This window comes from Micromonospora sp. WMMD735 (assembly GCF_049178995.1).
Taxonomy (GTDB): domain Bacteria; phylum Actinomycetota; class Actinomycetes; order Mycobacteriales; family Micromonosporaceae; genus Micromonospora; species Micromonospora wenchangensis.
On record NZ_JBMHMJ010000002.1, the window covers coordinates 6835376 to 6849925 of the forward strand.

12 protein-coding genes are annotated in these 14550 nt (G+C 74.2%); 5 read left to right on the forward strand and 7 right to left on the reverse strand.

Features of this window, described 5'->3' with window-relative positions; genetic code table 11:
- Positions 1 to 36 precede the first annotated feature (36 nt).
- Positions 37 to 1188: a sensor histidine kinase gene (locus ACN268_RS29990; protein ID WP_421486383.1), complete on the forward strand. Its 1152-nt coding sequence runs from the start codon at positions 37 to 39 to the stop codon at positions 1186 to 1188.
- A gap of 165 nt (positions 1189 to 1353) precedes the next feature.
- Complete coding sequence (locus ACN268_RS29995) at positions 1354 to 1740, forward strand: VOC family protein (RefSeq protein WP_421486384.1); 387 nt, start codon at positions 1354 to 1356, stop codon at positions 1738 to 1740.
- 99 nt (positions 1741 to 1839) lie between these two features.
- Here ACN268_RS29995 and ACN268_RS30000 read toward each other — a convergent pair whose 3' ends face one another.
- The 6 genes from ACN268_RS30000 to ACN268_RS30025 all read right to left on the reverse strand — a co-directional run bounded on the left by ACN268_RS30000 (position 1840) and on the right by ACN268_RS30025 (position 9757).
- Positions 1840 to 2571, reverse strand: a complete 732-nt coding sequence (locus tag ACN268_RS30000; RefSeq protein ID WP_421486385.1) for a hypothetical protein — start codon at positions 2569 to 2571, stop codon at positions 1840 to 1842.
- 177 nt (positions 2572 to 2748) lie between these two features.
- Positions 2749 to 4023, reverse strand: a complete 1275-nt coding sequence (locus ACN268_RS30005; protein WP_421486386.1) for a hypothetical protein — start codon at positions 4021 to 4023, stop codon at positions 2749 to 2751.
- Between the two features lie 168 nt (positions 4024 to 4191).
- Complete coding sequence (locus ACN268_RS30010) at positions 4192 to 6258, reverse strand: 3-hydroxyacyl-CoA dehydrogenase NAD-binding domain-containing protein (RefSeq protein WP_421486387.1); 2067 nt, start codon at positions 6256 to 6258, stop codon at positions 4192 to 4194.
- Positions 6255 to 7451, reverse strand: a complete 1197-nt coding sequence (locus ACN268_RS30015; RefSeq protein ID WP_421486388.1) for a thiolase family protein — start codon at positions 7449 to 7451, stop codon at positions 6255 to 6257. The genes ACN268_RS30010 and ACN268_RS30015 overlap by 4 nt, the downstream gene beginning before the upstream one ends.
- A gap of 212 nt (positions 7452 to 7663) precedes the next feature.
- A complete protein-coding gene (locus ACN268_RS30020) occupies positions 7664 to 8980 on the reverse strand; it encodes a ribonuclease D (RefSeq protein WP_421486389.1) in 1317 nt (438 codons plus the stop codon).
- Between the two features lie 204 nt (positions 8981 to 9184).
- Complete coding sequence (locus ACN268_RS30025) at positions 9185 to 9757, reverse strand: DUF3000 domain-containing protein (RefSeq protein WP_302741547.1); 573 nt, start codon at positions 9755 to 9757, stop codon at positions 9185 to 9187.
- Between the two features lie 302 nt (positions 9758 to 10059).
- Between ACN268_RS30025 and hemE the strand changes: the two genes are divergently transcribed.
- From hemE to hemQ, 3 genes are read left to right on the forward strand one after another with little or no spacing between them, the layout of a single operon-like run.
- On the forward strand, positions 10060 to 11157 hold the full coding sequence (gene hemE / locus ACN268_RS30030; protein ID WP_421486391.1) for a uroporphyrinogen decarboxylase: 1098 nt from the start codon (positions 10060 to 10062) through the stop codon (positions 11155 to 11157).
- A gap of 3 nt (positions 11158 to 11160) precedes the next feature.
- Positions 11161 to 12573, forward strand: a complete 1413-nt coding sequence (gene hemG, locus ACN268_RS30035) for a protoporphyrinogen oxidase (RefSeq protein ID WP_421486393.1) — start codon at positions 11161 to 11163, stop codon at positions 12571 to 12573.
- Positions 12570 to 13283, forward strand: a complete 714-nt coding sequence (gene hemQ / locus ACN268_RS30040; RefSeq protein WP_363656387.1) for a hydrogen peroxide-dependent heme synthase — start codon at positions 12570 to 12572, stop codon at positions 13281 to 13283. The genes hemG and hemQ overlap by 4 nt, the downstream gene beginning before the upstream one ends.
- Before the next feature lie 130 nt (positions 13284 to 13413).
- On the opposite strand, the gene ACN268_RS30045 is transcribed toward hemQ, so the two are convergent.
- Entirely contained in the window at positions 13414 to 14532 is a 1119-nt protein-coding gene (locus ACN268_RS30045; protein ID WP_421486394.1) for a lytic polysaccharide monooxygenase auxiliary activity family 9 protein, read from the reverse strand.
- Positions 14533 to 14550: the final 18 nt, after the last annotated feature.

Below are 14550 nucleotides of genomic sequence, written 5' to 3' on the forward strand. Positions count from 1 at the left end.
GCGGCGGGGCGGCTGCCCGGGGCCCGGGGTGCGGTCGTGACCCGGCGGCTGCGGCCCACCCTGCGGTTGCGGTTGACGCTGCTCAACGGGGTGCTGCTGGTCGGGGCCGGGGCGATCCTGGTGACGCTGGCCTGGCTGCTGGTGCGCGACGCGCTGCGGCCCACCGACGAGCTGCGGCCGGGCACCACCGTGCTGCTGGCCGACGGGCGTTCGTTGGACGCGGCGGTGTGGCAGCGGCAACTGGTCGACGCCGCCTCTGACGAGCTGCTGGTCAAGGGCCTGCTGGCGCTGCTGGCGATCAGCGTGGTCGGGGTGGCCGGGGCGTACTGGGTGGCCGGCCGGACGCTGCGCCCGCTGCACCAGGTCACCGCGACCGCGCGCCGGCTCGGCGAGACCACGCTCGACCAGCGGATCGGCTGGTCCGGGCCGGACGACGAGGTGGCCGAGCTGGCCCGCACCTTCGACGCGATGCTGGACCGGATCACCGCCGCCTTCGAGGCGCAGAAACGTTTCGTCGCCAACGCCTCGCACGAGCTGCGGACCCCGCTGGCGGTGATGCGTACCGAGATCGACGTGACGCTCAGCGACGACGAGGCGGATGCCGCCGAGTACCGCCGGATGGCCACGGTGGTCCGGGACGCCTCGGAACGCGCCAACGGTCTGGTGGACGCGCTGCTGGTGCTGGCCCGCAGTGAGGCGCAGACGGGTCGACGGCTGGCCCGGCGTACGGAGTGCGACCTGGCGACCGGCACGGCCAACGCGTTGTCCGCCATGTCCCGCGAGGTGGAGCGGATCGGGTTGCGGGTGCAGTCCTCGCTGCGACCGGCCCCGGTGACCGGTGACCCGGGCCTGCTGGACCGGCTGGCCGGGAACCTGATCGAGAACGCGGTGCGCTACAACCACCTGCACGGCCGGCTCTGGGTGCGTACCGGCACCGACGGGCGCTCGTCGTGGCTGGTGGTGCGCAACACCGGGTTCGAGGTGGACCAGGCCGACGTGCCGGGGCTGTTCGAGCCGTTCCGCCGGGGCGGGCGGGAACGCACCGGGGCCCGGGGTTCCGGGCTGGGCCTGTCGATCGTCCGGGCGGTTTGCGACGCGCACGGTGGGACGGTCCAGGTCACCGCGCAGAAGGGCGGGGGTCTGGAGGTGACCGTCACGCTGCCCTCGGCCGACCAGGCTCCGGGCTGAACCGGCTTGCCGGCCGGCGGGACGCCTGCAATGATCACTCCGTCGGCCCGGTCCGAGGAGAGGGGGTGCGGTAGATGTCCATCATGACCTGTCCCGCGCCCCGCCCTGCCCACCGCTGACACCGCACGTCACGGGGCGCGTTCCACTGCTGCGAAAGGCAGACCCGTGAGCGCACGGATCCACAACATCGGTATCGACTGTCACGACACCTACGCCCTGGCTGGCTTCTGGGCGCAGGTCTTCGAGTGCCCCCGCCAGCCCGACGACCACCCCGGTGACCCGGAGGCGATGCTGTTGCCGCCGGGCGGGCCGGAGGTGCTCTTCCTGGCCGTGCCGGAGGGCAAGTCGGTGAAGAACCGCCTGCACCTCGACCTGGAGCCGGTCGACCGGACCCGGGACGAGGAGGTCGCGCGGCTGCTGGCCGTCGGTGCCGTGCAGGTCGACGACCAGCGTCGGCCCGACGGCACCGGCTGGGTGGTGCTGGCCGACCCGGAGGGCAACGAGTTCTGCGTGCTGCGCAGCGCCGCCGAGCGGGCCGCCACCTCCGGCTGACCGTCGGCCCGGCCGAGCCGCCGGCGGGCCGTGGCCTGGACGCCGACGGGCCCCGTCCACCGTGGGGTGGACGGGGCCCGTCGGGGCGACCCCGGTGGGTCAGCCCTTCTTCTCGATCTGCCCGCGCATGGTGACGAACTCGGACTTCAGCTCGGCGGCCGACTTGTAGTACTGGACGATCAGGCCCACGCTGCCCCGGTCGGCCCAGATGCAGACGCCCAGCGGGACGCCCTCGCTCTTGCCGTCGCCGCACTTGGCGTCGCCACCGAGCGGGCCGGCGTCGACGGCCGCCATGTTGGTGACGTTGAGCTGGCTGGAGATGCCGTTGACGGCGTCGTCGAGTTCCTTCTTGGGGTCGACCATCACACCGGACGCGGCGGCGATCATCAGCAGGTCCCGCTTGGCCGGGTCACCGTAGAAGGCACCTGCGGTGCTCGTCTCGTTCTGCACGGACTTCTTCATCTCGGTGACCAGGCTGTCGGCGACCGCCTTCAGGCCCGGCTCGGTGACCTGCGGGCGACCGGCCAGGGTGGCGGGGGCGGACACGGTCGTGTTGGCGGCGTCCACCGCCTCCTTGACGTCGTCCTTGAGGGCGAAGGCGGCGATCGCCGCGCCGCCGAGGCAGAGGACCAGCAGCACGGCCAGCACGATCAGCACGATCTTGCCGACGGACCGCTTCTTCGCCGGCGCGGGCGGGGCGGCGTACGGGGTGGCTCCGACGCCGTCCGGCTGCTGCGGGAAGCCGCCCTGCGGTGCCGGCGGCGGGTAGCCGCCCTGCGGCGCGTCGCCGTCCGGCTGGTGGGCGGGAGGGGTGGTCGGGGGCTGGGACATCAGATCGGCTCCAGAGATCGTTTGTTGAGGCCGGGTGATCTTAGCCAGCCCGACCGACATCCCTCGCCGCCGACCGGTCCGCCCGGGTCCGCCCCGAGGTCACCGCCGCGACTGGGGCGCGGACAGCCGCAGGGGCGGCCACGAGGTCCGGTGGACCCGTGACCGCCCCCGGGCGGATCAGTCCCGCTTCTCGATCTGACCCCGGATGGCGACGAACTCGGACTTCGCCTTGGCCGCCGAGGAGAAGTACATGACCACCATGCCGACGCTGCCGTGGTCGGCCCAGACGCAGACGCCGAGCGCGATGCCGGACGCCTTGCCGTCACCGCACTTCGCGACCCCGCCCAGCGGGCCCGGGTCGATGGTGGACATCTTGGTGACCGAGAGCGAACTGCCCAGCCCCTTGACCGCGTCGTCCAGCTCCTGCTCGGGGAGGATGACCGGGCCGGACGCGCCCGCCATCATCACCATGTTCTTGCTGGCCGGGCTGCCGTAGAACGCGCTCACCGCGCCCGTCTCGTTGCGGACCTCGGATTTCATGTCGCGGACCATCTGGTCGGCGATCCGGCGCAACTCCGGGTCGGTGCTCTTGGACCGGCCACCGAGGGTCGACGGGGTCACCAGCCGGATCGGACCCGGGTCGTCGGCGCTCTCGGTGGGGGTCGGCTCGGGGGTCGGACTGTCGGTCTCGACGGGGGTGGGACTCGGGGTGGGCGACGTGACCGCGGTGGGCGTGGGCGACGGGGTCGGCGTCTTCGGGTCGTCGTCGTCGCTCAGGGCGACCCAGGTGAGACCGCCGCCGCCGAGGCAGAGCACCAGGAGCCCGGCGAGCCCCAGCGACAGCAGCAGCGGCAGCTTCGACCGCTGGGGCGCGGGGGCGTGTGGGGGGCCGGGCGGGGAGCTGAACGGCGCGCCGCCGAATCCGGCGTACTGCTGCGCGGCCGGGTCGGGGTAGCCGCCCGACCCGGCGGCACCCGGGTAGCCCGGTTGCGGGCCTGGGTAACCGGGCTGCGGGGTGCCGGGATAGCCGGACGGGGCCGCACCCGGGTAGCCGGGCTGCGGGGTCGCCTGGTAGCCGGGCTGCGGGGCACCCGGATAACCGGACGGTGGAGTGGCGGGCGGGCCGGAGTGGGGAGCGCCGGGGTAGCCCGACGGTGGGGTGGCGGGCGGCCCGGAGTGCGGGGCGCCGGGGTAGCCGCCCTGCGCCGGGTCGGACTGCGGCCAGCCGCCGTACTGCGGGCCGGGATAGGCGTCGGCCGGCGGGCCCGACTGCGGATCGGCCGGCCACCCGCCGGGCTGCGATCCCGCCGGGTACGGCGTGGTGGGCCAGCCGCCACCCTGCGGCGGGGTGTGCGGGCCCTCGGGCGGCACCGGAGGGCCGTCGGAGTAGTGACCGGTGGGCGAGCCGTGCTCCGGCTGCCCGGACCAGGGATCGACCGGCGGTGAGGTCATCAGATCAGCTCCAGGCGAGGGTGAGAACGCGTGATGGTAGCCAGACGGAGCCCGGCCGCGCAGCCCCCCGAGTCTGACGAGGGTACGCAAACGACGATCGCGGTAGCCACGATATCCCGGGGGGAGGACATCGGCGGCCACCGCGATCGGCGGGGGAGCGGGGATGGTTCAGGCGCGCAGGCTGGCGGCCCCACGGGGCAGGAAACGCCGCCCGGTGACCCGCTCGGAGGTGCCGGTCCGGTCCAGGTACGGGGTGATCCCGCCCAGGTGGAACGGCCAACCGGCACCGAGGATCATGCACAGGTCGATGTCCTGCGCCTCGGCGACGACGCCCTCGTCGAGCATCAGCCGGATCTCCTGCGCCAGCGCGTCGAGGGCGTTCTGCCGGACCTGCTCGGCGGTGAGTGGCTGGTCTCCGACGACGAGCAGCTTGGCCACCTCGTCGTTGATCCGGTCCTCGACGACGATCGGCTGACCCGAGTCGGCGATCCGACGGAGATTCTCGCTGACGTCGAACCGGTCCGGGTACGCCGCGTGCAGGGTGCCGCCCACGTGGTACGCCACCGCCGGCCCGACCAGCTGGAGCAGGGCGAGCGGGCGCATCGGCAGCCCCAGCGGGTCCAGCGCGCTGTCCGCCACGTCGAGCGGGGTGCCGGCGTCGACGGCGGCGAACACGGTGCCCAGGAAGCGGGTGAGCAGCCGGTTGACCACGAACGCCGGGGCGTCGGAGACCAGCACCGAGGACTTCTTCAACTGCTTGCCCACGGCGAACGCGGCGGCCAGGGTGGCGTCGTCGGTCCGCTCGCCCCGGACGATCTCCAGCAGCGGCAGCACCGCCACCGGGTTGAAGAAGTGGAAGCCGACCAGCCGCTGCGGGTGCTCCAGCTCGGCGGCCATCGCGGTGATCGACAACGAGGAGGTGTTGGTGGCGAGCACCGCCTCCGGCGCGACGATCTTCTCCAGTTCGGCCCAGACCTGCTTCTTGACGTCCAGGTCCTCGAAGACGGCCTCGATGACGAAGTCGGCGTCGGCGAAGACGGACTTGTCGACCGAGCCCGAGACCAGGCCGTACAGCTTGGCTGCGGTGCCCTTGTCCATCCGGCCCTTGCTGACGGCCTTCTCGATCTGGGTGTGCACGTAGCCGACGCCCTTGTCGACCCGGGACTGGTCCAGGTCGGTCAGCACGACCGGCACCTGCAGGCGGCGGGCGAACAGCAGGGCGAGCTGGCTGGCCATCAGGCCGGCGCCGACGATGCCGACCTTGGTGACCGGCCGGGCCAGGCCCTTGTCCGGCGCGCCGGCCGGCCGCTTGGCCCGCCGCTGCACCAGGTCGAAGGCGTACAGGCCGCTGCGCAGCTCCTCCGAGAAGATCAGGTCGGCCAGCGCCTCGTCCTCGGCGGCGGTGCCGGTGGCGAAGTCGGCGTCCTTCGCCGTCTCCAGCAGGTCCAGCGCCTTGTACGCGGCCGGGACCGCGCCGTGCAGCCGCGCGTCGAGGGTCTGCCGGGCGAAGTAGAGCACGCCCGCCCACATGTCCTTGTCGACCTCGGGCCGGGTGACGGTGACCTCGCCCCGTACCACTCCGGCCGCCCACTGCAGCGACCGCTCCAGGAAGTCGGCCGGCTCCAGCAGCACGTCCGCGATGCCCATCTCGGCGGCCTGCTTCGGCTTGAGCATCTTGTTCTGCATCAGCGGGTTCTGCAGGATCACCTGGGTGGCGGCGGGGATGCCGATCAGGTTCGGCAGCAGCTGGGTGCCGCCCCAGCCGGGGATCAGGCCGAGGGAGACCTCGGGCAGGGCCAACGCCGCCGCGCCGCCGGACAGCGTCCGGTAGTGGCAGTGCAGGGCCAGTTCCAGTCCGCCGCCCATCGCCGCGCCGTTGACGAAGGCGAAGGTGGGTACGGCGCTGTCCTTGAGCCGGGCGAAGACCCGGTGGCCGAGCCGGCCGATCTCCAGCGCCTGCTCCCGGTCGGCCAGCGCGGGCAGGCTGGTGATGTCCGCGCCCACGCAGAAGATGTACGGCTTGCCGGTGACCGCGACGAACGCCGGCTCCGCGGCCAGGGCGGCGCTGATCGCCTCGTCGAGGCTGGCGAGGCCGGCCGGGCCGAAGGTGTTCGGCTTGGTGTGGTCGAGACCGTTGTCCAGGGTGATCAGGGCGGCGGGCCGGTCCAGCCCGGGCACGTTCACCTGACGCAGCAGCGCCCGGGTGACGACCTCGTTCGGTGCGCTGAGGCTCATTTGTCTGCACCCTCCCAGTTCGGGTTCTCCCAGATGACCGTGCCGCCCATGCCGATGCCGATGCACATGGCGGTGAGGCCGTAGCGCACCTCGGGGTGCTCGGCGAACTGCCTGGCGAGCTGCGTCATCAGCCGTACGCCGGAGGAGGCGAGCGGGTGACCGATGGCGATCGCGCCGCCCCACGGGTTGACCCGGGGGTCGTCGTCGGCGATGCCGAAGTGGTCGAGGAAGGCGATCACCTGCACGGCGAACGCCTCGTTCAGCTCGAACAGGCCGATGTCGTCGATGCTCAGGCCGGCGATGCGCAGCGCCTTCTCGGTCGACGGGATCGGGCCGACGCCCATCACCTCGGGCTCGACGCCGACGTAGCCGTACGACACCAGCCGCATCGCGACCGGCAGGCCCAGCTCACGGGCGGTGGCCTCGTCGGCGAGCAGGCTGGCGGTGGCACCGTCGTTGAGGCCGGCCGCGTTGCCGGCGGTGACCTTGCCGTGCGGGCGGAACGGGGTCTTCAGGGTGGCCAGCTTTTCCAGCGAGGTCTCCCGGGGCGCCTCGTCGGCGGTGGCCAGGCCCCAGCCGCCCTCGTCGTCGCGGATCGCGACCGGCACCAGGTCGGCCTGGAGCTTGCCGTCGGCGTACGCCTTGGCGGTCTTGAGCTGCGAGGCGAGCGCGAACGCGTCGGTGCGCTCCTTGGTGATGTGCGGCACCCGGTCGTGCAGGTTCTCGGCGGTGGCCCCCATCACCAGGGCGGACGGGTCGACGAGCTTCTCGGCGATGATCCGCGGGTTGGGGTCGACGCCCTCGCCCATCGGGTGCCGGCCCATGTGCTCGACGCCACCGGCGATGGCGATGTCGTACGCGCCCATCGCGATGCCACCGGCGACGGCGGTGACGGCGGTCATCGCCCCGGCGCACATCCGGTCGACGGCGAAGCCGGGGACGGTCTTGGGCAGTCCGGACAGCAGGGCGGCGGTGCGGCCGATGGTGAGGCCCTGGTCGCCGATCTGGGTGGTGGCGGCGACGGCCACCTCCTCGACCCGTTCCGGGGGCAGCTGGGGGTTGCGGCGCAGCAGCTCGCGGATGCAGCGGATGACCAGGTCGTCGGCGCGGGTGTTGGCGTACATGCCACCCGCCTTGCCGAACGGGGTGCGGACACCGTCGACGAAGACGACATCCCGAACTTCTCGGGGCACTTGGAGCCTCCTTATCGACCACGACCCGGCCGACGCGCCGCGGGGGCGGCACGGGCCGGGTGAGGGTCGGCCGGCACTGGCGTTTCCCGAGGAATGCTACTCGCCAGTAACCACAGCCGTCACCACCCCCGGTGTGGCCCACCCCACACTCCCCGACCGGGTACGCCGGTGGTGACGGCGCACCCGGGTCCCCGGCGGTGCGTGGCGGTGGCTCAGGCCCGGGGCGCGGGCAGCAGTGCCTCGGCGAGCGCGGGCAGCAGGAGCGAGAGCTGCCACTGGCGTGCGCCGTAGCCGCGCAGCACCTCGGTGACGGTGTCCACGGTGATCTCGTCGGGCGGCTGCCAGGCCAGCCGACGTACCGAGTCCGGGGTGATCAGGTTCTCCGGCGGGAGCCGGTGCTCACCGGCGACCCGGACCACCACCTCCCGGCAGCGGGCCAGCCGCCCGGCGGCCACCGGGTCGCGCTCCGCCCACCGGTGCGGTGGGGGCGGCCCCTCCACCGTCGGGGTGACCGGCAACGCGTCGTCGGCCAACTGGCGGGCCTCGTCGAGCGCCGTCAGCCAGGACCGGGCCAGCCGGCGCACCGACCGGCCGCCGAACCCGGGCAGGGTCAGCAGCGTCTTCTCGTCCTTCGGGTCCAGCTCGGCGGCGGCGATGATCGCCGAGTCGGGCAGCACCCGGCCCGGAGCGGCGTCGCGGCGCACGGCGATCTGATCCCGGGCATACCACAGGGCCCGGACCCGGGCCTGCGCCCGCGCCCCCCGGACCCGGTGGATGCCGGAGGTCCGCCGCCACGGCTCGGCCCGCACCCGGGGCGGCCGGGTGGCCCAGGTGATCAGCGCGGCGAACTCCTCCGCCGCCCACGCCGACTTGCCCTGCGCGTGGAGTTCCGCGTCCAGCGCGTCGCGCAGGTCGACGAGCATCTCGACGTCCAGCGCCGCGTAGGTCAGCCACGACTCGGGCAGCGGACGGCTGGACCAGTCCGCCGCCGAGTGGTGCTTCTCCAGGGTGTAGCCGAGCAACTGCTCGGTCAGCGCGGCCAGGCCGACCCGCTCGAAGCCGGCCAGCCGGGCGGCCAGCTCGGTGTCGAACAACCGGCGCGGACGCAACCCCACCTCGGCCAGGCAGGCCAGATCCTGGCTGGCGGCGTGCAGCACCCACTCGGCGTCACCGATCGCCTCGTCGAGGGCGGTCAGGTCGGGCAGCGGCAGCGGGTCGATCAGCGTGGTGCCGGCCCCCTCCCGGCGCAGCTGCACCAGGTAGGCCCGCTGGCTGTAGCGGTACCCGGAGGCCCGCTCGGCGTCCAGGGCCACCGGGCCGGTGCCGGCCGCGAAGCGGGCCACGACCTCGTCCAGCTCGGCGGGGGTGGCCACCGGCTGGGGGGTGCCGTCACGGGGCGCGGTCAGCGGTACGGGCCCGCCGGAGGGCTGCTCGGTGCCCGCGTCCGCCGGCTCCGCGACGGCCGGGGGCGGAACGTCTGCCGTACGGCTTTCGGCGGCCCGACGGCGCAGGGGTGGTTCGTCGGTCACCTGACAACCCTAGTGCGCCCGGGCGACATGGTGTGCGCAGGCGGTCCGGTGTGTGTCGTGCCGGTGTCCGGCGATGGTCCGGGCGGTGAGGACGGCCACCTCGCGTGGGGGACATTCGCCGTCGGGTGGGACGTCCCCGGGGCGTCGGGGACATCGGCTTGTGCTCCGGGCGTGTCGCGTCGCTACCGGCGGGCCGGCCGGTGGTCAGGCCGCGCCGGCCGGCCGGCGGTCGGTGAGCGCGGTGACGCCGGGCGGCGGCAACCCCGCGGTGGAGGCGAGCAGCGCGCACCAGGCCGACAGGTGCGCACCCAGGTCCTCGCCGAGTGGCGTCCAGGATGCCCGGATCTCGACGTCCCCGGCGGCGGGCGGGCCGGCCAGGTCGCCGAACCGGGTCGACACGGTCTGGGTGACCGTGCCGCCGGCCGCCCGGTAGCACGCCTGGTGCGCCTCCAACGCGTCGGTGAGCCAGGTCCAGCCCACCCCCGGCAGCAGCGGATCGGCGGCCAGGTCGACCTCCAGGTCGGCGGTCACGTAGGTGACCAGCCGCAGGGTGCCCTGCCAGGCGTCGTGCCCGGCCGGGTCGTGCAGCAGGATCAGCCGCCCGTCGGCCACCTCGTCGTCGTCGCGCAGCACGGTGGCGGAGAGGGCGAACGCGTAGGGGGCGAGCCGCTGGGGCGCGCCGACCTCCTCCAGGACGATCTCCGCCCGGGGGGTGACCGACCGCAGGCCGGCGACCGCGCGGGCGAACGTCTCCGGGAGCGCGATCGGGGGGGCCATGACCGGCAGCCTATGCCGACCCGCCGTCGCCCGCCGGGACGGCACGCCGAAGTGCCGCGTCCCGCCGTCGACCGGGACGTTCCGGTGGTCCGCGTGGCACCGTCGGCCGGGCGGACCGGCCCACGGCCGGGCGGACCGGCCCACCCGGGCCACGGCGGCCGGGCGGGGCGGGCACCCGGCCACCGCCGACCGGCGCGGGCCGTGCACCCGGGCCGCCGCCGACCGGCGCGCGCCGGGGGCGCGGGTCACAAATGGCGGCGCTGCCCGTCGGGCCCGCGCGGGTGCGTGGCACGATTGCCGCGATGACCACCGACACCACGGGCACCGCCGCCCGAGACGGAGAATCCCGCCGCAGCGGGCCGGCCGACTCGCCCTTCGTCCGGGCCTGCCGCCGGGAGTCCGTCCCGCACACCCCGGTCTGGTTCATGCGCCAGGCCGGCCGGTCCCTGCCGGAGTACCGGGAGATCCGGGCCAACGTGGGGATGCTCGACTCGTGCCGCCGGCCGGACCTGGTCGCCGAGATCACCCTCCAGCCGGTCCGCCGGCACGGCGTCGACGCGGCGATCCTGTTCAGCGACATCGTCGTCCCGGTCGCCGCGGCCGGCGTCGACCTGGACATCGTCGCCGGCACCGGGCCGGTGGTGGCCGAGCCGGTGCGCACCGTCGCCGACGTCGAGCGGGTCCACCGCATCGACCGCTCCGACGTGTCCTACGTGGACGAAGCGGTCCGGCTGCTCGTCGCCGAACTGGGCGACACCCCGCTGATCGGCTTCGCGGGCGCGCCGTTCACCCTGGCCAGCTACCTGGTCGAGGGCGGACCGTCGCGGACCCACGCCAGGACCAAGGCGATGATGTACGGCCAGCCCGAGCTGTGGCACGCGCTCTGCGCCCGGCTCGCCGAGGTCACCCTGGCGTTCCTGCGGGTGCAGGTCGACGCCGGGGTCTCCGCCGTGCAGCTCTTCGACTCCTGGGCCGGGGCGCTGTCGGAGGCCGACTACCGCCGCTTCGTCCTGCCGCACTCCACCGCCGTGCTGTCCGGCCTGGCCGACGCGGGGGTGCCCCGGATCCACTTCGGGGTGGGCACCGCCGAACTGCTCGGCGCGATGGGGGAGGCCGGCGCCGACGTGGTCGGCGTCGACTGGCGTACCCCGCTGGACGTGGCGACCCGCCGGATCGGTCCGGACCGGGCCGTGCAGGGCAACCTCGACCCGACCGTGCTGTTCGCCCCCTGGCCGGTGATCGAGGCCGAGGTGCGGCGGATCGTCGAGCAGGGCCGGGCCGCCCCCGGTCACGTGTTCAACCTCGGTCACGGCGTGCTGCCGGAGACCGACCCCGAGGTGCTGACCCGGGTGGTCGCGCTGGTGCACGAGGTGTCCGCGCGCCGGGACGAGCAGGGCTGAGCGGTGCGGGCACGGCCGTGGCGGGTGGCGGTGGTCGGTGGCGGGATCACCGGCCTGGCCGCCGCGGTCCGGCTGCGCGACCGCGCCCCCGCCGACACCGAGATCACCGTGTACGAGCAGTCCGGCGCGCTCGGTGGCAAGCTGCGCACCGGTGAGCTGGCCGGCCGGCCGGTGGAGTTCGGCGCGGAGTCGTTCCTGATGCGGGACCCGGCCGGGGGTGAGTCCGCCGCGGTGACCCTGGCCCGCCGGCTCGGCCTGGCCGGGCGGATCGTGCACCCCACCGTCGGGCAGGCCGCGCTCGTCGTCGACGGCGGACTGCGCCCGGTCCCGGGCGGCACCCTGGTCGGCGTACCCGGGGACCTGGCGGCGGTGGCGACGGTCGCCGAGCCCACGGCGGACGCCGACCGCGACGGCGGCCGGCCGCTGCTCGACGCGGACCAGGACGTCTCGGTCGGCGCGCTGGTCCGGTCCCGGTTCGGCGAGCAGGTGGTGCAGCGGCTGGTCGACCCGATGCTCGGCGGCGTCTACGCCGGGCGGGCCGACGACCTGTCCCTGGTCACCACCATGCCGGCGCTGGCCCGCGCGGCGCGGGTGGAACACACCCTGGTCGGCGCGGTCCGCGCCGCGCAGGCCGCCGCGCCGCGCGCCCCCGGCGCACCGGTCTTCGGCACCCTGGCCGGCGGGCTGGGCACCCTGGTCGAGGCGGCGGCCACGGCCAGCGGCGCGACGATCCGCCGCAACGCGGCGGTCCGCGAGCTGGCCCCGGTCGGCGACGGCTGGCGGCTGACCGTCGGCCCGACCCGCGACCCGGAGTCGGTCGAGGCGGACGCGGTGCTGCTCACCGTGCCGGCCCGGCCCACCGCCCGGCTGCTCACCGGGTTCGCCGCGGCGCAGGCGGCGACCGTCGGCGGGCTGGACTACGCCAGCGTCGCGCTGGTCACCCTGGCGCTGCCCGCGCCGGAGCTGCCCCGGCTCTCCGGTTTCCTGGTGCCGGCGACCGAGGGGCTGCTGATCAAGGCGTCCACCTTCTTCACCACCAAGTGGGGCCACCTGGCCGCGCCGGACGGGCTGGCCCTGGTCCGCGCCTCCGTCGGCCGGTACGGCGAGGAGACCTCGCTCCAGGTCACCGACGACGACCTGCTCGCCACCGTGCACCGGGACCTGACCCGGGTGCTCGGGGTGGCGCTGCCCACGCCGGTCGCCGGTCACGTGCAGCGCTGGGGCGGCGCGCTGCCGCAGTACGCCCCCGGTCACACCGGGCGGGTGGCCGGCGTCCGGGCGGCGCTGCGCGCGTCGCACCCCACCCTGGCGGTGGCCGGCGCGGGTTTCGACGGGGTCGGCATCCCGGTCTGCGTCCGCTCCGGCGAGAGCGCGGCCGACGAGATCATCGAAGCACTGGGAGGATCGGGTCCATGACCGAGCAGAGCACCGAGCAGTCCAACGCGGCCCGGATCAGGGAACTCAACGACACCGTGCGCTACACCATGTGGTCGGTGTACCGGGCCACCGGCACCCTGCCCGCGCTGCGGGAGAACGTCACCGGTGAGGTGGAGTCGCTCTTCGAGGAGCTGGCCGGCAAGGACGTCGTGGTCCGGGGCATGTACGACGTGGCCGGGCTGCGCGCCGACGCGGACGTGATGATCTGGTGGCACTCGTCGTCCAGCGACGCCCTCCAGGACGCCTACCTGCGGTTGCGTCGGACCACCCTGGGGCGGGCGTTGACCCCGGTGTGGTCGCAGTTGGCGCTGCACCGGCCGGCGGAGTTCAACAAGAGCCACATCCCGGCCTTCCTCGCCGACGAGGCGCCCCGGCCGTACCTGTGCGTCTACCCGTTCGTCAGGTCCTACGAGTGGTACCTGCTGCCGGACGCCGAGCGGCGGGAGTTGCTGGCCGAGCACGGGAAGATGGCGCGCGGCTACCCGGACGTCCGGGCCAACACGGTCGCCTCGTTCGCCCTCGGCGACTACGAGTGGATGCTCGCCTTCGAGGCCGACGAGCTGCACCGGATCGTCGACCTGATGCGGGACCTGCGGGCCTCCGGGGCCCGCCGGCACGTCCGCGAGGAGGTCCCGTTCTACACCGGCCGGCGTCGCTCGGTCGCCGACATCGTCAACTGCCTGGTCTGACTGTCCCGCCCGCCCCGGGTCGCGGTGCCCCGGCGGTCGAGATCGTGCCCGATCGCACAGGTAGTGGCCTCCCGCCGCGCGGGAGGCCACTACCTCCGTGGTGTCGCGTCTGCTGTGCCGTGCCGACCGGTCAGACGGTCGCGGTGCAGACCGGGGTCGGGCTGGTGCCGCTGCTGCCCGAGGCGAGGAAGCCGAAGGTGGTCTTCCCGCCGGCGGCCAACGCACCGTTGTAGTTGACGTTGCGGACGGTCACCGCAGACCCGCTGCTGGTCAGCGTGGCGTTCCACGCCTGGCTGATCTGCTGGCCCCCGGAGTACGTCCAGTTCACCGTCCAGCCCTTGATCGCCGAGGACCCGGCGGTCACGTCCACCTCACCCTGGAACCCGCCGTTCCAGGTGGAGGTCACCCGGTAGGTCGCGGTGCAGCCACCGGTCGCTGGCGGCGGGGTGGTCGGCGGGGCGGTGGTGGGCGGCGGCGTGGTCGGCGGGGCCGTGGTGGGCGGCGGGGTGGTCGGCGGCGCCGTGGTGGGCGGCGGCGTGGTCGGGTTGGTGCCGCCGCCGAAGTCCACGTCACTGCACAGGTAGTACGACTGGTCCAGGTGGCTGGCCTGCCACACGGTGTAGACGATGTGCCGACCGGTACGGCCCGGCGCGTTCACCGGGATCTGGATCGACACGCCACCGGTGTCCCTGTCCCACTGGGAGGCCGGCGTGTTGCCGATCTGCCCGGCCAGCTCCAGGTTGCCCCAGCCCAGCGGTGTGGTCGCCGAATTGAAGCCCTGCTTGGTGACGTACACCCGGATGTAGTCGGCCCCGTGGCTGGCCTGGTCGAAGAACTTCAGCCGGAAGCTGTTCGCGACCGACGTGGTCTTCCACGCGCCCACGGTGTCCAGGGCGTTGTAGCGGCCGTTCTGGGTGCGTCCGCCGCTGCACAGCTGGCCGTCCGGGATGGCGCCCTGGTGGTTGCCGGCGACCCCCTCGCGGAACAGGCCGTTCCAGTTCCACATGGCCTGCGGGTCGGCCTGCCAGGCCTGCCAGCACATCGGGTCCTCGGTGGCCATGCGCGGGTTCTGGAACTCGGCACCCCAGCGCTCCCAGCAGCTGTAGGCGCGGAACCCCGGGTTCACCACCGCGCCGTGCGCGGACGCCGAGTTGGCCAGGGCGGTGGTGAGCAGCAGCGCGATGATCGCGCCGATGGAGAGCAGCGACCCCGCGAGCGCGGTGGGTCGTCTGCGTAGGACGGTGGACATGGAGCCTCCGAGGTGAAG

What these genes read in the sequence shown, in the direction of transcription:
- ACN268_RS30005 (WP_421486386.1), bottom strand. Translation starts at nt 4,023, where the DNA reads ATGACCTCACCGCCGGTCGATCCCTGGTCCGGGCAGCCGGAGCACGGC.
- ACN268_RS30025 (WP_302741547.1), bottom strand. Translation starts at nt 9,757, where the DNA reads ATGGCCCCCCCGATCGCGCTCCCGGAGACGTTCGCCCGCGCGGTCGCC.
- ACN268_RS30000 (WP_421486385.1), bottom strand. Translation starts at nt 2,571, where the DNA reads ATGTCCCAGCCCCCGACCACCCCTCCCGCCCACCAGCCGGACGGCGAC.
- ACN268_RS30010 (WP_421486387.1), bottom strand. Translation starts at nt 6,258, where the DNA reads ATGAGCCTCAGCGCACCGAACGAGGTCGTCACCCGGGCGCTGCTGCGT.
- hemQ (WP_363656387.1), top strand. Translation starts at nt 12,570, where the DNA reads ATGACCGAGCAGAGCACCGAGCAGTCCAACGCGGCCCGGATCAGGGAA.
- ACN268_RS30045 (WP_421486394.1), bottom strand. Translation starts at nt 14,532, where the DNA reads ATGTCCACCGTCCTACGCAGACGACCCACCGCGCTCGCGGGGTCGCTG.
- hemE (WP_421486391.1), top strand. Translation starts at nt 10,060, where the DNA reads ATGACCACCGACACCACGGGCACCGCCGCCCGAGACGGAGAATCCCGC.